Source organism: Levilactobacillus fujinensis (genome assembly GCF_003946335.1).
GTDB lineage: Bacteria > Bacillota > Bacilli > Lactobacillales > Lactobacillaceae > Levilactobacillus > Levilactobacillus fujinensis.
Genome location: NZ_RHNX01000047.1, coordinates 1 through 15,686, shown reverse-complemented (window position 1 = coordinate 15,686; position 15,686 = coordinate 1). Strand labels below are relative to the sequence as shown.

Here is a 15,686-nt window from a genome sequence, read left to right as displayed (position 1 = left end):
ATTTAACGACGACGTTACTCCAAATTAACCAGCGACCGCTTAAAATACTCGACTGGCAAACACCGTATCAGGTTATGCTGACAAATTTGTCCAAAAATTCGGATTAAATTTGCAATCTACCAAATACTCATACATTGATAAGTGTTGGTACTGCTACAACGGTGGTTATTGGGAGACGGATAACGAAGGTAAAGTAGCACAATACATCGATATGACAGTTGATAACATGCGCAACGAAAAACTTCATGTGTCTGCTGATGTAGACCCTGAAAAAGCCAAAGAAGCTTGGGATAAGTTTTTAAAGAAGTCTCGCAGTCATGCTGCTAAACAAGCCATGCTAAGTGAAGTTCAACACCGAGTGCCAGTTTTGCATGGCCAATTTGACCAAGACAAAACACTGCTGAATACATCAAATGGCTATGTTGACCTTTCATCAGGGATCCTATATGAGCACGACATCAAAAAAATGTTTAGCCAGCAGGCTGACGTTGATTACACCGATAATATTGACTGTCCAGAGTGGAGTGAGTTTTTAGATCAAATTTTCGATAATGACCAAGAACTAATTCATTACATTCAAAAAGCAGTTGGGTATTCGGCCACAGGAAACATTAAGGAACAAGTGATGTTCATTTTGTATGGAAATGGCCGCAATGGTAAATCAATTTTCATTGATACTATCTCGGATATTTTGGGAACTTATGCTAAGTCAATGCAGGCTGATTCTATCATGGTTCGTCAAAATAGCTCCGGTGCAAATTCAGACATTGCACGCTTAGAGAGTGCCCGATTAGTTACTTCGAGTGAACCTAATGAGGGTGTGAGATTGGATGAAGGTCTAGTTAAACAGTTAACTGGTGGAGACAAAGTAACAGCAAGGTATTTGTATGGTAAGGAATTCGAGTTTAAGCCACAGTTTAAGCTATGGTTAGCAACTAACCACAAGCCAATCATACGAGGCACAGATGATGGTATATGGCGGCGATTAATGCTGATTCCATTCAAGGTTCAAATACCGACAGATAAAGTTGATAAGGACTTAAAGTATAAGCTGCAGCGCGAGTCAATTGGAATTTTAAATTGGATCGTAGAAGGCGCATTAATGTGGCAGAGGGAGGGATTAAACCCACCAGCTAGTGTGACTAATGCTAGTCAGCAATATCGCGAGGAAATGGATGTCATTAGTTTGTTTATGAGTGATTGTTGCGAAATAGGTGACAATTATAAAGCTCCGGCTGGCGAGATATTTAAGAAATATCAATCATGGGCTAATGAAAATTCAGAGTACTCAATGAGCAAACAAAAATTTGGCCGTGAGATGAAGCAGAAATTTGAATATAAGCAAAGCAATGGTCGATTTTATTTAGGATTAAAAATTAGAGATGATCCTAGATTGAATTGGGCAAAATAATCTTTTTGGACGGATGGACGGATAAATGGACGGATAACGGACGGATGATTTATAAGCCAAAACCCTTGTGGCTCTAAGTATTATTACTCCTTTTATTACTATGGACGGATAAATTAATAAAAGTATATAAGATAAAAGAGTAAAAAAAGATATATAAATAAAGGTTTGTTGAAAATATCCGTCCACACGGCAAAAAATAGTCTTTATTCATACAGCCACAAGGGATACAGCGATTCAATTATCCGTCCATTTATCCGTCCACCCTTGGAGGTGTGACCATTAAATCAGAACATGAGATTCAAAATGAAATTTTACTAGAGTTATCAAAGAGCGATACAACCGTATGTCGAAGTAATGCTGGAAAAGTTAAAACTAAAGATGGTCGAACAATTGCCCTGTTTCCTAAGGGGTGGCCTGATATTACTGGATTCCGTCATTCGGATGGAAAGATGATATTGATTGAGTGTAAAAATGCTCGTGGACGGCTGCGTAAAGACCAGCAACAGTTTGAAAAGTTTATTAGCCAATACCCGGTTCTATATGGTGTTGCACGATCAGTTGAAGATGCGTTAAAAATTGTCGATAAGGAGTAAAAACTATGTCATCAAACAAGGAAATGGCTGAAATTAGAGCTGCTTACGCCAATTATGGCGACGATCCAGATAAGTGGCCGGAAGATGTTAAAAAAGAAATCCGCGGTCAAGATGAGGAACAGCATACGGCAGAAAATAATATCCTACGCCACCTGATTCTCCGTGGATACACCAGCGAATATATTGCACAAGAACGGTCAAAGTCACTGAATTATCTAAAGCAATTACGTGGCAGAATGAAAAGTCGTGACGAATTGGATTACCAAGCCACACCAGATGAATTAACACAGTTGAAATACAACCTCGATCACATGGACAATCCTAGCAACCCAAAAATTGCTAGCGCTATGGGACGCGACAAAGATTGGGTGCGCTACATGCGAGTGAAGCTACGGGAGGGCGGATGATGGTACCAAAATTTAGAGCGTGGAATGGGTACAGGAAGATAATGGCTGATTATGTGTCAGCAATCCAAAATGGTGACACGCAAGGAACACCTAGTTCTGTAAATGTTATCGTGAATGGAAAAAATGAAACTTGGGATATAAAAAATGATCATGTTGAATTATTGCAGTTTACTGGCATTAAAGATGCTGATGGAAAGGAAATCTATGAAGGAGATATTGTTGAAGTTGTATCTCAATATTGGGGACAACTAGGAAATAGATATAAAGTCAAGTTTAATAAAGGTGCATTTTCCGTTAATTATGATTTTTTAGATGAAATACGATCCAGTATATTAGTCATTGGAAACATACACACGAACCCAGAACTATTGGAGGCGCAGCATGGATAAAAGAATTAAAGAAATTGAAGAAGAAACAATGAGTCATTTTTTAAAGCTGACTAAGAGTGTTTACGGATGGTCGGTTAAAGATGGCAAGTGCGTTCCACCAAAGATTGTTTTTCCTAAACCAGTTGCCGACAGAATTGAGTATTTTGCAGAAGAAATGGAAAATGGTTTAACTTTCCAAGGCGCATTAGAATACATTTTTGCCAGAGACGAAGAAAAGTGCAAAGAAGATTGTGAGCAGGTAATGGATTGGCTACCGGTCAGTGATGGCTTCAAAAAATGGAGCGATGACTACTTCTCATACAATTTTAAAGAAGCACAGGTAATGCTTGCTTTGATTTATGGAAATTATCAAGTGGAGGCAGACAATGACACACGAACAGATTGAGTATCGCAAATATGTGCTGCAAGGCATGGCAAGCTATGGTGGCGATGTGGCACAGGCGTTGGTGTGGTGTGGCAATCACTTTATCAAACTGAGCGACAGCCAGCGCAACACGATTAACAAGTTGTCAGTGAAGGAACGCAACCAGGTTATCCATGAGCTGACAATGAGATAAAATTCATATTTCATGTAGGAGGAAAATAGCATGAATGAAAAAAATTATGTTTTTTATAACAACAATAGTCATTCCTATATTAAGCGGATGGATCGTCGTCTAGTTAGCGGTTACGTTGAATATTGTGAAACGGATGACCCTGACAAAGCACTTTCTGTTCTGACCGACATGGACCAGGCAACATCAATAGCAAATAGAGCTGCTGCTGAACTTAAATTACCAGAAAAAACAATTCTTGTTAAGAAAGCTAGCCAAGGCTCTATTGAATACACACGAAATAGGAAGCTACTTGCAGATTTACATGAAGCAGTTATTTCGTGTGTATTCCAGGGGGAATAAAATGGCAAAACGCGCTGTCAATCAAACAATTAATGACCTTATAAATTACGCAGGAATTGAGCTAGAAGAATCAGATGATTGGGAGGACTAATCTTGGATAAAACGCGCGACGCAATGAACGGCAACCAACGTATGCTGCTTAGCTATCTGGAATCATTGGTACTAGAAGACGATGTATTGATGGGGATAGCTGAGTTTCAATCCAAATTAGGCAATCACAGCGCGCCTAAGGAAGTTTACATTGCTTTGGGTATGCTGAGTAACGCGGAGATTACTAACGTGCTACACGAGCTTACACGGCCATTTTAGATAGCAAAAAAGGGCCGCCCAGCAGCAGCCCTTACCCCAAATTAGCTTCTAAAATTAACTCTTACTCCGCGGCCAACGAACAAAACATTATGCCATTAACATTAAAGCAAACTTAAAATAAGCTTAAGATGGAGGAATGATGGGTGAAACGATCGACGATTAGAACGGTAGAGGACATCTTACGGGATTATCCTAAGATTGATAAGTACATTGAACAACGTGAACAGGAGTTACGTTATCCGGTAACGCCAGTTGATGAGAATGTTGGCGGTGGTCGGGCGCAGAACGGGTTCGACGATAGCGAAGACCGGTTAATTATCACGCTAGATGAAGACAAGCGGATTAACGCACTGAAGAAGCAGCGCCAAGTTATTGATGACTGCTTAGATGAAGTGGGAGAAGACACCGAAATTATTATTGACGAGCTGTATTTCAGAAAACGGCCTCGATATACGATCGATGGATTAATCTCAAATGGACTAATTCATGTTAGCCATACCAAGGCTTTTGGGTTACGTAACAAGTTCGTTAAAGAATGTGCAAAGGGGCTTGGCTTGTATAACTTAGATTAAGCGTATTATTTGTGTATTTTTGCCCCCTAGTTTGGGTGTAAATTAGTATCATAGATGAAAACCGTTAAGGCACGTGCATAGCTCAATGGCAGAGCAAAGAAGATACGGGTCCGAATCCCGTTGCACGTATTGTCTAAGGACCTTTAGCTCAGTTGATTAGAGCAGACGGCTCATAACCGTCCGGTCGTTGGTTTAAGCCCAACAAGGTCCATTGGTCAGCAGCCACGGTATTGCGCAATACCAAAATGCGAGTTCTATACGCTAAGCTTAAAAGCGTAAGTCGACGGGTGGTTGAAACGTGGATGAAGATAGAAAAAGTCCACGTCAGGAGGTTCATAACCGCGTGTGGTTCGATTCCACACCAATCACATACACGGTCGTCTCAAATGAGGCGGCCTTTTAGTTTGGAGGAATTGTAATGAGAAACTATCAACGGGACAACTTAATATTCGGCCTGCTGATGGTGCTGCTCATTATTGTGTTAGGGGTGTGGCTACATGCAACACACTGAGTATGGCTACGTTAGCCCAACAGAGAACCATTGCTATCGTGACTTAGAGCGTTGGTTGGCTGATAAGAAGAAACGTGAGCGTCGTGCTAAGAAACATGGCGCTTTTAATTTACACAAAGGTGGTGGTGACCATGCCAAGAGTAAGACGCTGTAGACAGCCAGGGTGCCATGCCATGGTTAACTTCCCAGATCATTATTGCCAACAGCATTATGAACATGAAGCAGAGTACCTAGCAAGCAGGCAGCGTTGGGCTAGGTCACATGATAAGCAGTACTCGCACAAGTACAACACGGTCACACGTAATCGCGATGACGCTAAGCGCCAGCAATACAACTTCTATCGTACAAGGCAATGGTCACATCTAAGACAACAAGTACTAGAACGTGACCATTATTTGTGCGCTTACTGTAAAGTGCAAGGACTTATCACACCTGCTAAAACAGTTGATCACGTCGTGCCGATTGAGTTTAACGAAGCACTGAAAGCAAATGTTGATAACCTTGCTGTCATCTGTGGTAAGTGTCATAGACGAAAGACTGATTGGGAACAGCGATACTACGGGACTGGACAAGGTAACGAGCTAAGACAAGTTGATGAGATTACTGATGTGAGTGCTATTAATGCATTGATGAATAAGGAGTGATTAACAAGGGTATTCGGACTGCAAAATTATGGTGAACGGTAACACACCTGATTATCTGACTGTCCAGTTAAATACTCCTAATTTGCGTTCTAAGGAATAATAGAGCAATCAGGTGTAATGTATCGAAAGCTAAATAAAAATCACCCCCGCCCCATATTAACGGTCGAGAGAGCCGCACATAACCCTCATTTTGTGACGCAAACGTTTTTTAAAAATTTTTAGGTAGGGGGGGTCGCTCAATAATGAAAGGAGGCAGAGAAAATGAAAAAAGCGGATAAAGACGTCAACGACGGTCAATTAACGTGCACACCGCCAGCTTACTTAGGACGGCAAGCTAAGGTCGTTTGGCGTCGATTAGTGCCTTTTTTAGAGGATAACACCCCAGTTAAACGCATTGATAGCGGGCTTGTGGAACAATATGCTTCCCAATATGAGATTTACCGCAATGCGTATAAACACATTCAAAAGAACGGTGAAGTCCAAGCAATCTATAAAACGTTACAAGATCAGACCGGTAAAAAAATTGGTCGAGACTTCGTGGGCTACAAGCGTAATCCAAGGAACCGTGATTTGCGATCGATTAAAGTTAATAAAACTGCCTTACTATGCCCACGAGGACCAACGACTGTATCTAGTTCAAAATCGCCGATGCGATTACGTTGATTAATCATCATGGGACGCTGTTCAATTGATCGCCCCAAAGATTGATTATATTTGGATCGTTGGTCAACGTTACGCCGTTGGCGTACGCCATGTTCAGGTAGATCATTCAAGGAGAAATCAATTCTCCCCTGATTTAGCCAATTATAAATAGATTTAGTAGCTAGTTTAAATTCGTGAGCAATCATTCCTGGTGACCAGCTTAGACGTAAATGGTTGAGAATTTTTTGCTTTAACTCATCGCTCAGCTTAGTTTTCCGACCACATCGTGATCGCTTGTATTCGGCATCTGTTTGTGCTAATTCAGCCTGATAAGGTTGACATCGAGATAATTCATAAGAAATTGTTGACGGTGATCGGTTCAGCCGAACGCCCATTTGGATATTGGACAGCCCTAGTTCACAAAAGGTTTCGATTTTAATTCGTTCGGAATAGGTTATACTAGACAAAAGATCAGCTCCTAAAAGATGGGTTTGTGGTAAACACCATTTTAAAGGAAGCTGATCTTTTTTGTCCGAACAGCGTTCGGATTAATTTTACAATCTACCAATCGCGATTAATGATTTATTTGAGCTGTGGAAGGTAAACGCGGTTCTGAATGTCTCTTAAAATCTGTCTCAAATATTGACTTCAATCCAGCTTGACGAGCAGGGGAAGTGTTGCCATACTTATTAAGAATGAATTAAAAGATTTTTTTAGAATTGTTGACGAAAAAATCATAATAATGGGAAGCGTTATTCTTATGTCTGATGAAGATAAGCAGTATTCACGGCGCAGCCAGGTCGAACCGACCACGAGCGAGGTGCACCGGCATCATCACCATCGTCATCACCGCCGTCACCGCGGTTGGAAGATCTTCTGGTGGTGCTGTGGGATCCTAGTTTTAGTCGCCCTCTTCTTTGCGGGGGTGGCCTGGCACAACCTCAAGGCCACCACGGGTGGCATGTACAACAGTGCCGGGATCACCAAGAGTCGGGACGCCAATAAAGTTTTGGCTGAAAGGAATCCGGTCTCAATCCTCCTGCTGGGGACCGATACCGGAGCACTCGGTCGGAACTACAAGGGGCGGACCGACACGATGATAATCATGACCCTTAACCCGCAGAAGAAGACGACCACGATCGTCAGCCTGCCGCGGGACATGAAGGTCAACCTGCCGGACTACCCGGACGATTCTCCGGCCAAGATCAACGCGGCCTACACCTATGGTGGGGTCAAGGAGAGCGTCAAGACGGTCCAGAAGCACTTTGATATCCCGATTGACTACTACGTCCTGGTCAACATGGGCGGCCTAGAGAAGGCCATCAATCAGGTTGGCGGCGTTGACGTCAAGTCGCCATTGACCTTCGATTATGAAGGGGTTCACTTCCAGAAGGGGCAGACCTACCACCTCAACGGCAGCAATGCCCTGAAGTTCAGCCGGATGCGTTACGACGATCCGCAGGGTGACTACGGGCGTCAGCAGCGGCAACGGTTGGTCATCACGGCTCTGCTGAAGAAGTCAGTTTCTTACAAGACGATCCTCAACCAGCAGTTCCTGAAGACGATCGCCGATAGTTCCCAGACTGATCTGACCTTTAACAACATGATGACCCTAACCAAGGACTACCGTGGTACGAATGCCAAGAGTGTCCAGGACCACGCCCAGGGTCACGGTGCGGAAGAGGGCGGTCAGGACTACGAAATCGTCCCAACCAGCGAACAACAGCGAATTACGAATTTACTGCAGAATAGTTTGAAGAATTAAGGGGTAGAGCTTTGGAGAATTCAGTAGAAGAAACAAGCAACACAATTGATTTAGGCCGCTTAATGGCGATATTTCGCAAGCATTTTAAGTTGTTAATTATCTGGACATTGATAGCTGGTGTTATTGGCTTTGCAATTGCTCAATTTGTTGTTGTTCCTAAATATACAGCAAACACTGAGATTCTGGTTAATCAGAAACACAGTAGTGATAACAATGGACAGGATTACAATAATCAGCAAGCTGATATTCAGATGATTAATACCTATAAGGATATTATTACGAACCAGGTAATTTTGAATAAGGTTAGTCACGAGTTGAACAGTTCCCAAACTTCTCAGGGCTATGGTCGATCGTATAATATCTCTGCCGCAGAATTGAAAAATGCTATCAAAATTAGTACTCAACAAAACTCCCAGGTGTTTTCAGTAGCAGTCACGACGAGTGATCCTAACCTTTCGGCGGCCACAGCGAATACAATTGCCCGAGTATTTAAGAAGCAAATTAAGAAGATAATGTCAGTTAATAACGTCACGATTGTGTCACGGGCAGCTATACCTGGAGTACCATCTTTCCCAAATGTTAAGTTGTTTACCTTGGTAGGAGTAATTCTGGGGTTAATAGGCAGCGCTATTTATCTGATTGTTAAAGAACTGTTGAATACAACGGTCAAAAAGGATGAATTCATGACTAGTGAGTTGGGCCTAATCAATCTTGGTCATGTTGATCATTTTAAGATGAATCATAAGTTCCATCCTGATCGTCGCCAGAACAACAGTAATAATGCTGAGCGTCGGGTATAGGAGGAACAAAGAATGCCATTATTTCATCATAAAAATAAGAAACAGTCAGATATGTCCTTACACGAAGGTATTCGGCTAATTACAGCCGTTCACTCGAAAAGCTCAATTTCTGAGCAGTTCAGAACCTTGCGAACCAATATTAGTTTCATGGCGATTGATCACCCAATTAAGACGCTGGCTTTAACCTCAGCTAGTGTTTCAGAAGGTAAGTCAACAGTAACCGATAATTTAGCAGTCGTTTGGGCACAGAATGGTCAACAAGTTCTCTTAGTTGATGCTGATTTGCGCCGACCTACTCTTCATGGAACCTTTGATCTCGATAATCGTGAAGGGCTCACTACAATTTTAACGAGTCAAGCTAAGACAATTAACCTTAATCAGATTATCCAGCCAAGTGGAATCAATAATTTATCATTGCTAACGAGTGGACCGACACCACCAAATCCTGCCGAGTTGTTAAATTCACAACGCATGAGAGACTTATTAGCAGCAGCAAAGAATCGTTATGACATGGTAATCGTTGACGTGCCACCGATGCTAGAAGTTACCGATACCCAGGTCATTGCCCACAATTTGGACGCAGTAGTCCTGGTTATTAAGCAGGGTCAGACCCAGAAACTTGGTGCTAAGCGAGCGGTTGAACTCCTGAAGTTGGCTCACGCTAACCTGCTTGGCTATGTGATGAACGACGTACCGAGTGATGGCTCTGCTGGCTATGGCTATGGTTATGGCTATGGCTATGGCTACAGTTACGGCAATGATGGAGACGATAAGTAATGGTAATGGTTGATCTCCACTGTCACCTCTTGCCGGGGATTGACGATGGTTCTAAAAACATGGATATCTCATTGCGACTGGCCCGGGAAGCAACGGAGAATGGGGTTACTCACGCCCTCTTGACACCGCACCACATGAACGGTCGGTATGTGAACCATAAGCAGGATGTAATTCGACGGACAAACGAGTTTCAGGAACAGCTTAAGGCTCATAATATTCCACTGACGGTTTTTCCTGGTCAAGAAGTCCGAATCAATGGGCAACTACTAGATGCCTTGGATAAGGATGATATTCTCTTCGCCGACACCGACACCGGCAACCGCTACCTGATGCTGGAGTTTCCCGACGACGACGTGCCTCACTACACGAACCAGATGATTTTTGATCTACAGAAACGGGGGATTACGCCGGTAATCGTGCACCCAGAGCGAAATACCAAGATCATGGCGCAGCCGGAGCTACTCTATCAACTGTTGGAGAAGGGGTGTCTGTCTCAGCTCACGGCGAGTTCCTATGTGGGGACCTTCTGTAAGAAAGTGGAGACCTTTTGTCGGCATCTGATCGAGGCAGGTCAAGGCTATGTCTTTGCTTCTGATGCTCATGACCTCCCAGGTCGAAAGTATGAAATGGGACAGGCTTTTGATAAGTTGCAACACGAATTTGGCCATGAGCTAGCGGACCAGTACCAGCGGAATGCGCGTTCAATTATTAATGGGGAAAATGTTCCAATAAATGATTTACACGCTATAAATAAAAAGAAGAAACATTTTTGGTTATTTTAGAGGGAGAATAATATGACTAAGGTATTAATTACAGGCGGAGCTGGCTTTATTGGGTCTTTTTTAGCCCACAAACTAGTCGCAAACGGCGATAAAGTGATAGTGGTTGACGACCTTTCAATGGGCCGGTTAGAGAACCTTACCGACATTAAAGACGAGATTGTTTTTTATAAACATACCGTTTGTGATGAGCAGTTCATGCATGATCTTCTTTTAAAGGGTAATTTTGACTACATATATTATTTGGCGGCAGTATCGAGTGTCGCTGACTCAGTAGTCCGGCCATGGTATACGCACCTTGTAAACCAGGAATCAGTGGTTAATACTTTGGAATTCATTCGTACTAACCATCTTCCTATTAAGAAGTTTCTCTTTACCTCATCAGCAGCCGTTTATGGAAACACCGCTGATTTTCCAAAGACTGAGAATTCCCATGTTGATCCGTTGACCCCTTACGCAATTGACAAGTACTCTTCCGAACGCTATACGGTTGACTACGGTCGATTATATGACATTCCGACAGTTGCTGTTCGTTTCTTCAATGTTTATGGTCCACGTCAAAATCCTAACTCTGAATATTCTGGGGTCTTATCAATTGTAACAAAGTGTTTGAAAGAAAATAAGCCTTTCACCCTTTATGGAGACGGCTCTCAAACCCGCGATTTTATTTATGTTGAAGATGTGGTTGATGCTCTGATCAAAATTTCAACAGAGACGGATGAACTAACCGTTTATAACATTGCAAATGGTGATGAAACGCCATTGATTGATGTTATTCGTACTTACGAAAATATTGCAGGAAGTAAGTTAAATATCATTAAAAAAGAGGCTCGCCTAGGTGATATTAGTAAATCACGGGCTGATGTATCCAAGCTTAAGAGCATTGGGTTTAAGCCTCAATGGTCACTTCATGATGGTTTAACCAATTATTGGAAGTATTACTCGAAAAATTAGTAGGAGGATTATTTTGCAAACTTCGGTAGAGAAGACAATCAGTCCAGAGAATCATTACTCATTTTTGGAACATATTGGAAAGCCGATTCCCAAGTCAAAGCTGATTGGAAAGAGAATTTGTGATATTATCTTTGGCACAATTTTTGGAATTATTAGTTTACCAATTATTTTAGTCTTTGCAATCTTGATTAAGCTGAACTCAAAAGGGCTAGTATTCTTCAAGCAGAAACGTGTTGGCTATATGGGAAAGCCAATTACGATCGTTAAGCTACGGTCAATGCGAAATGATGCTGAGAAGAAAACTGGAGCCGTTTGGGCTAAGAAAAATGACCCACGGGTTACCTCAGTTGGTCGCTTTATGCGTAAGACACGAGTTGATGAATTGCCACAGTTTTGGAGCATTATCAAAGGAGATATGAGCTTAGTTGGTCCCCGTCCGGAGAGGTTTGTTTTAACACAGGAATTTTATGAAAAATGGCCGGAATTCCCGCAACGTTTACGAATAACTCCAGGCATTACGGGATACGCTCAAGTTAACGGCGGCTATGATATATCTCCAGGAAAAAAGTGTCACCTAGATAATTACTATATTAAAAATTATTCGTTTTTGTTTGATATAAAGATTGCATTAGAAACTGTAAAAATAATTATAACAGGTGATGGAGCAAGGTAATAATGGATACCAATTTAGCAAGAAGGTTCTAATTAAATGTTTATGGAAAATGAAAATTTACCGACTTTTTCTGTATTAATGTCGGTTTATAAAAAAGAAAAATCGGAATTCTTAGATGAATCATTAAAAAGCATAGAATCCCAAACGATAATGCCTAATCAGATTGTTTTAGTAGAAGATGGGCCGTTAACATTAGAATTATATAAAGTTATAAAGCGTCACAAACTAATGTATGATGGTCTATACGATATTGTCAGGGGAAAGCAAAATCAAGGGTTAGGATCGGCACTACGGCTTGGGACAAACAAGGTTAAGGGCGAATGGATTGCACGAATGGATTCCGATGATATCGCTGTTCCCAATCGTTTTGAGCTACAATTAAGGGAAATTATAGCTAACCCTAATTTATCACTTCTTGGAGGACAAGTTGATGAATTTGAAACCTCTATAGAGAATGTTGTTGGGCATCGTGATGTTCCACTTTATGAGAAAAAAATTCGTCAATTTTTAAAATGGAGGAATCCATTTAACCATCCAACTGTAATGATAAAAAAAAATATTTTACAAAGTGTTGGTGGATATGATAGCCAAGGGAAACTTGAGGATTATTTTCTGTGGGTTAAGATTATTTCAAATGGAAATGTATTTAAAAATCTGCCTAAGATTCTTGTCCACATGCGTGTAGATGACGGGATGTACAAACGACGTGGGGGAATAAAAAATGTGAAATATATTTTAAAATTGCGAAAATTATTGTATAAATCGGGATTGGTTAATAAGTGTGAAGAGTATATCGGAAGCATTATAATGATAGTTAATACAATCAGTCCTGGATGGGCCAGAAAATTATTGTATAAAAATACTCTACATAGGCAAGGCTACGTAAGAGATCATGGTCACTTATAGAATTAGGAGAAAACTGTTAATGAATAATAGAATAAAGATTGTGTATTTAATACGTTCTCTTAAGCGTTGTGGACCGGTGAATGTTTTATTTCACATTGTAGAAAACTTAAATAGGAGCATTTTTGATCCAATCATTGTTACTTTTAAACCAGAAGGACTTGATTCCATAATTTGCGATTTTCAAGATATTGACATTAAAGTTTATAGTGAAAGAAGTATGATCGATGGGATTAAAAAGATTAGAATGATTTTAAATGATGATCCCCAAAAATTAATTATTCATTCTCATGGCATACTTCCAGATATGGTTAATGTTCTTTTTAAACGTAAAAATGTGGTGAATATTTCGACAATTCATAATAATCCCTTTGAAGATTATCCGATGACATTCGGAAAATGCAAGGGGAATCTTTTAGCTAGACTTCATTGCTTTTTATTTAGAAAACTAATAGATATTTCTTGCTCAGAATCAGTGAGTATGGATTTAAAGGAAAGAACAAACCTTACTCCATTATCCATAAGAAATGGTGTTTCTTTTAACAATGCTATAACGATTAATGGTGGCTTGAAAGGGGAAAAAATTAATATCGTTTATGTTGGATCGGTATCTAAACTTAAAAATGTTGATTTTTTAATTAGATCTGTTTTGCAAATTGTTAATTATAAAGTAACTTTAAAAGTGGTAGGTGACGGTCCAGAATTTAAAGCTTTAAAGGAAAAATATAGAAAATATCCCAATATAGTATTTACTGGATTTAAAAAAAATACCGTTCCTTTTTTTCAGAAAGCAGATATCGTAGCCTCTGCGTCCCGTTCAGAAGGCTTACCCATGGCAGCTCTTGAGGCATTGTCTTTTGGCAAACCACTATTACTTTCGGATATTAGAAGCCATAAAGAAATTATTCACCAAGGATCATTTGGTGAACTATTTAAAAATAATGATACTGATAACTTTGTGAATTCCTTTGGGAATGTAATTAAGTTAGTTAATAAAGAAAAAAAAATATATAGAGAAGCTAAAATAATATTTAGTGATGAAGTGATGTCAAAAAAATATCAAGAATTATATGTTAAAGCCGTAAAAGGGAATTTGAAATAATTAAGTTTGGGGGAAAGTTTGATGATATTAGTACTGATTGCGCTGTATATCTTTCTACCAATCCCTGCCAGCTTTGCAATTTTAGCATTATCTTTTCTCATGCGAGGGAGAAAGACGTATTGGTTATTATTATGGGCGGTGCTGACGTTTAGTTTATTAGTGTTGGTCTATATTCCCTCAGTGGAGGATGATGCATATAGATATTTTCAAATGCTTGGCCAACTGCGTTCAATTTCAAATTGGCAGGAATTTTCAATGCTTTCACAAAATAATGGATTAATTGGATATCAATCATCAAGTATCGGTTTCATAGCCTTAGAAATGCTGGTTTCAAAAACAGCATACTTTAATTTACTACCTTATATTAATACGGTGATTTGTCTATTTTCATTATTTTTTCCCTTTGTTGACTTAAAAGAACGATGTAAAATAAGTGGATCTACAGCTCTATTTTTGAGTTTGCCCTTGCCGCTTTTATATAATTTTTTAAATACAGCAAGCACTATGCGATGGTCTTTAGCATGTTCTTTATTTGGACTTATCGTATATGAATATTTTGAAAAAGTTCAAAATCGAAGATATGTATGGATGTTTTTAATTCCAATGATTTTTCACCCTGGTATTATTTTAGCTTCTATTTTAGCTATTTACGTAGCATGTATTAAAAAAATTTCAATTTCCAAAATACTATTTCCAATGTTGCTACTTGCTATTTATCTCAGGTTCGTTACTGATTCTAACTCGTCGTTGGGGAGTGGCAATCCAATCTTTCAAATTATGAATATGACAAACACCTATTCAAGTGATTTTATGCAGCATTCTGCTAATGGGCTTTTATTTATATACTTAGAAAGATTGCTGACAATTGTAGTGTTAATTATGGCATTAATTGTATTCAGCCAATTATCTAGGGAATATAGATTATCACAATTTGGAAGAATGCTCTTATTTATGTCACTTGTACAATTTGCATTGATATTTACGCCAATGATTTTTGACAGATACATATTAGTGACTACTTTCTTAGCATTAATTTATGTGGCTAGATATATATCCAAAATTAGGTTAAACATAAGATATTTAATTTTCTCAATGTGTATTGTGACTATATGTATTGGCATTGTTATTTGTTATGCTAATGTTAAAAGGATGGTGTTTATATCTCCATTTTTCCAGTTGTGCATATCTAATCTGTTTCATTTCTTTACTAATATTCCAGTCTATTAAAAGGAAGTGCCAAAATGCTACTCAGTGTAATCATTCCGACCTTTAATTGTACCGAAAGAGTAGAAAAAATAGTTGAAAGTATTGCTTCTATAGCAATGTGTAAAAAGGAGATCATTATTATAGATGATGGTTCAGTGGATGCTTCTAAAAACTTTCTTAAAACAATCGAGAGGAAAAAGGTAGCGTCAAGAATCTTGTGTAAATGAAATGCCTTCGTACATATAATATGTATCTAACTTAAATAAATGATGCTTCCAAGGTGTCCTGGAGTCCTTTGAACCCTCGGTGGATCCGCTTCAGAGACTTCTCGTTATAAACATTAAACTGAGAAA

21 protein-coding genes, 1 tRNA gene and 3 pseudogenes are annotated in these 15,686 nt (G+C 39.7%); 24 read left to right on the top strand and 1 reads right to left on the bottom strand.

Translation table 11 applies throughout. The features are described 5' to 3' along the window. The 14 genes and pseudogenes from EKM89_RS12605 to EKM89_RS12545 form a co-directional block, all read left to right on the top strand. Window positions 1–107: pseudogene (locus EKM89_RS12605) on the top strand (IS30 family transposase); the annotation flags it as partial. After that, a pseudogene (locus tag EKM89_RS12600) lies at window positions 68–1,411 on the top strand (DNA primase family protein); the annotation flags it as partial. The pseudogenes EKM89_RS12605 and EKM89_RS12600, both read left to right, overlap by 40 nt. Before the next feature lie 278 nt (window positions 1,412–1,689). Then, window positions 1,690–2,004 carry a VRR-NUC domain-containing protein gene (locus EKM89_RS12595; RefSeq protein WP_125689033.1) on the top strand — a complete coding sequence of 105 codons (315 nt, stop codon included), beginning with the start codon at window positions 1,690–1,692 and terminating at the stop codon, window positions 2,002–2,004. A gap of 5 nt (window positions 2,005–2,009) precedes the next feature. Beyond that, window positions 2,010–2,411, top strand: coding sequence for a hypothetical protein (locus EKM89_RS12590; RefSeq protein WP_125689029.1), 402 nt, complete (start codon window positions 2,010–2,012; stop codon window positions 2,409–2,411). A 41-nt stretch (window positions 2,412–2,452) separates the two neighbouring features. Beyond that, window positions 2,453–2,800 carry a YopX family protein gene (locus EKM89_RS12585; protein ID WP_404819984.1) on the top strand — a complete coding sequence of 116 codons (348 nt, stop codon included), beginning with the start codon at window positions 2,453–2,455 and terminating at the stop codon, window positions 2,798–2,800. After that, window positions 2,793–3,185 carry a hypothetical protein gene (locus EKM89_RS12580; RefSeq protein ID WP_225421886.1) on the top strand — a complete coding sequence of 131 codons (393 nt, stop codon included), beginning with the start codon at window positions 2,793–2,795 and terminating at the stop codon, window positions 3,183–3,185. The genes EKM89_RS12585 and EKM89_RS12580 overlap by 8 nt, the downstream gene beginning before the upstream one ends. Continuing rightward, complete coding sequence (locus EKM89_RS12575; protein WP_125689025.1) at window positions 3,166–3,357, top strand: hypothetical protein; 192 nt, start codon at window positions 3,166–3,168, stop codon at window positions 3,355–3,357. The genes EKM89_RS12580 and EKM89_RS12575 overlap by 20 nt, the downstream gene beginning before the upstream one ends. A 30-nt stretch (window positions 3,358–3,387) precedes the next feature. Further along, window positions 3,388–3,696: a hypothetical protein gene (locus EKM89_RS12570; protein WP_125689023.1), complete on the top strand. Its 309-nt coding sequence runs from the start codon at window positions 3,388–3,390 to the stop codon at window positions 3,694–3,696. Between the two features lie 93 nt (window positions 3,697–3,789). Continuing rightward, the gene (locus EKM89_RS12565; RefSeq protein WP_125689021.1) at window positions 3,790–4,005 is read left to right on the top strand and encodes a hypothetical protein; all 216 of its coding nucleotides are present in this window, start codon (window positions 3,790–3,792) and stop codon (window positions 4,003–4,005) included. 143 nt (window positions 4,006–4,148) lie between these two features. Further along, window positions 4,149–4,577, top strand: a complete 429-nt coding sequence (locus tag EKM89_RS12560; protein WP_125689019.1) for a transcriptional regulator — start codon at window positions 4,149–4,151, stop codon at window positions 4,575–4,577. 137 nt (window positions 4,578–4,714) lie between these two features. After that, window positions 4,715–4,788, top strand: a tRNA-Ile gene (locus tag EKM89_RS12555). A gap of 286 nt (window positions 4,789–5,074) precedes the next feature. After that, window positions 5,075–5,242 (top strand): hypothetical protein, encoded by a 168-nt coding sequence (locus EKM89_RS14110; protein ID WP_164510589.1) that lies wholly within the window; start codon window positions 5,075–5,077, stop codon window positions 5,240–5,242. After that, on the top strand, window positions 5,220–5,732 hold the full coding sequence (locus EKM89_RS12550; RefSeq protein WP_125689017.1) for an HNH endonuclease: 513 nt from the start codon (window positions 5,220–5,222) through the stop codon (window positions 5,730–5,732). The genes EKM89_RS14110 and EKM89_RS12550 overlap by 23 nt, the downstream gene beginning before the upstream one ends. A gap of 261 nt (window positions 5,733–5,993) precedes the next feature. Then, a complete protein-coding gene (locus EKM89_RS12545; protein ID WP_225421885.1) occupies window positions 5,994–6,395 on the top strand; it encodes a phage terminase small subunit P27 family in 402 nt (133 codons plus the stop codon). On the opposite strand, the pseudogene EKM89_RS12540 reads toward EKM89_RS12545, so the two are convergent. Beyond that, window positions 6,290–6,841: pseudogene (locus EKM89_RS12540) on the bottom strand (IS30-like element ISLpl1 family transposase); the annotation flags it as partial. The gene EKM89_RS12545 and the pseudogene EKM89_RS12540 overlap by 106 nt on opposite strands. Window positions 6,842–7,134: 293 nt before the next feature. Between EKM89_RS12540 and EKM89_RS12530 the strand changes: the two are divergent. The 10 genes from EKM89_RS12530 to EKM89_RS12485 are packed head-to-tail and all read left to right on the top strand — an operon-like array spanning window position 7,135 to window position 15,560. Beyond that, window positions 7,135–8,139, top strand: coding sequence for an LCP family protein (locus EKM89_RS12530; RefSeq protein WP_125689014.1), 1,005 nt, complete (start codon window positions 7,135–7,137; stop codon window positions 8,137–8,139). A gap of 11 nt (window positions 8,140–8,150) precedes the next feature. Beyond that, complete coding sequence (locus EKM89_RS12525; RefSeq protein WP_125689012.1) at window positions 8,151–8,939, top strand: YveK family protein; 789 nt, start codon at window positions 8,151–8,153, stop codon at window positions 8,937–8,939. 12 nt (window positions 8,940–8,951) lie between these two features. Beyond that, entirely contained in the window at window positions 8,952–9,716 is a 765-nt protein-coding gene (locus tag EKM89_RS12520; RefSeq protein ID WP_125689010.1) for a CpsD/CapB family tyrosine-protein kinase, read from the top strand. Further along, entirely contained in the window at window positions 9,716–10,498 is a 783-nt protein-coding gene (locus EKM89_RS12515; RefSeq protein ID WP_125689008.1) for a tyrosine-protein phosphatase, read from the top strand. Before EKM89_RS12520 ends, EKM89_RS12515 begins: the two co-directional genes overlap by 1 nt. Window positions 10,499–10,510: 12 nt before the next feature. Then, window positions 10,511–11,449: an NAD-dependent epimerase/dehydratase family protein gene (locus tag EKM89_RS12510; RefSeq protein ID WP_125689004.1), complete on the top strand. Its 939-nt coding sequence runs from the start codon at window positions 10,511–10,513 to the stop codon at window positions 11,447–11,449. Between the two features lie 10 nt (window positions 11,450–11,459). Next, the gene (locus EKM89_RS12505; RefSeq protein ID WP_404819985.1) at window positions 11,460–12,122 is read left to right on the top strand and encodes a sugar transferase; all 663 of its coding nucleotides are present in this window, start codon (window positions 11,460–11,462) and stop codon (window positions 12,120–12,122) included. Window positions 12,123–12,158: 36 nt separating this feature from the next. Next, window positions 12,159–13,028, top strand: coding sequence for a glycosyltransferase (locus EKM89_RS12500; RefSeq protein WP_225421884.1), 870 nt, complete (start codon window positions 12,159–12,161; stop codon window positions 13,026–13,028). Between the two features lie 19 nt (window positions 13,029–13,047). Beyond that, window positions 13,048–14,127 carry a glycosyltransferase family 4 protein gene (locus EKM89_RS12495; protein ID WP_057826459.1) on the top strand — a complete coding sequence of 360 codons (1,080 nt, stop codon included), beginning with the start codon at window positions 13,048–13,050 and terminating at the stop codon, window positions 14,125–14,127. A gap of 21 nt (window positions 14,128–14,148) precedes the next feature. After that, the gene (locus EKM89_RS12490) at window positions 14,149–15,354 is read left to right on the top strand and encodes an EpsG family protein (protein ID WP_125688998.1); all 1,206 of its coding nucleotides are present in this window, start codon (window positions 14,149–14,151) and stop codon (window positions 15,352–15,354) included. A gap of 14 nt (window positions 15,355–15,368) precedes the next feature. Next, window positions 15,369–15,560 (top strand): glycosyltransferase, encoded by a 192-nt coding sequence (locus EKM89_RS12485; protein WP_225421883.1) that lies wholly within the window; start codon window positions 15,369–15,371, stop codon window positions 15,558–15,560. Window positions 15,561–15,686: the final 126 nt, after the last annotated feature.

Excerpts from the sequence above, each read along its gene's own strand:
- EKM89_RS12515 (WP_125689008.1), top strand. The coding sequence starts at position 9,716 with ATGGTAATGGTTGATCTCCACTGTCACCTCTTGCCGGGGATTGACGAT.
- EKM89_RS12550 (WP_125689017.1), top strand. The coding sequence starts at position 5,220 with ATGCCAAGAGTAAGACGCTGTAGACAGCCAGGGTGCCATGCCATGGTT.
- EKM89_RS12545 (WP_225421885.1), top strand. The coding sequence starts at position 5,994 with ATGAAAAAAGCGGATAAAGACGTCAACGACGGTCAATTAACGTGCACA.
- EKM89_RS12490 (WP_125688998.1), top strand. The coding sequence starts at position 14,149 with ATGATATTAGTACTGATTGCGCTGTATATCTTTCTACCAATCCCTGCC.
- EKM89_RS12485 (WP_225421883.1), top strand. The coding sequence starts at position 15,369 with ATGCTACTCAGTGTAATCATTCCGACCTTTAATTGTACCGAAAGAGTA.
- EKM89_RS12585 (WP_404819984.1), top strand. The coding sequence starts at position 2,453 with ATGGCTGATTATGTGTCAGCAATCCAAAATGGTGACACGCAAGGAACA.
- EKM89_RS12570 (WP_125689023.1), top strand. The coding sequence starts at position 3,388 with ATGAATGAAAAAAATTATGTTTTTTATAACAACAATAGTCATTCCTAT.
- EKM89_RS12500 (WP_225421884.1), top strand. The coding sequence starts at position 12,159 with ATGTTTATGGAAAATGAAAATTTACCGACTTTTTCTGTATTAATGTCG.
- EKM89_RS12510 (WP_125689004.1), top strand. The coding sequence starts at position 10,511 with ATGACTAAGGTATTAATTACAGGCGGAGCTGGCTTTATTGGGTCTTTT.
- EKM89_RS12590 (WP_125689029.1), top strand. The coding sequence starts at position 2,010 with ATGTCATCAAACAAGGAAATGGCTGAAATTAGAGCTGCTTACGCCAAT.
- EKM89_RS12495 (WP_057826459.1), top strand. The coding sequence starts at position 13,048 with ATGAATAATAGAATAAAGATTGTGTATTTAATACGTTCTCTTAAGCGT.
- EKM89_RS12580 (WP_225421886.1), top strand. The coding sequence starts at position 2,793 with ATGGATAAAAGAATTAAAGAAATTGAAGAAGAAACAATGAGTCATTTT.
- EKM89_RS14110 (WP_164510589.1), top strand. The coding sequence starts at position 5,075 with ATGCAACACACTGAGTATGGCTACGTTAGCCCAACAGAGAACCATTGC.
- EKM89_RS12530 (WP_125689014.1), top strand. The coding sequence starts at position 7,135 with ATGTCTGATGAAGATAAGCAGTATTCACGGCGCAGCCAGGTCGAACCG.
- EKM89_RS12575 (WP_125689025.1), top strand. The coding sequence starts at position 3,166 with ATGACACACGAACAGATTGAGTATCGCAAATATGTGCTGCAAGGCATG.
- EKM89_RS12520 (WP_125689010.1), top strand. The coding sequence starts at position 8,952 with ATGCCATTATTTCATCATAAAAATAAGAAACAGTCAGATATGTCCTTA.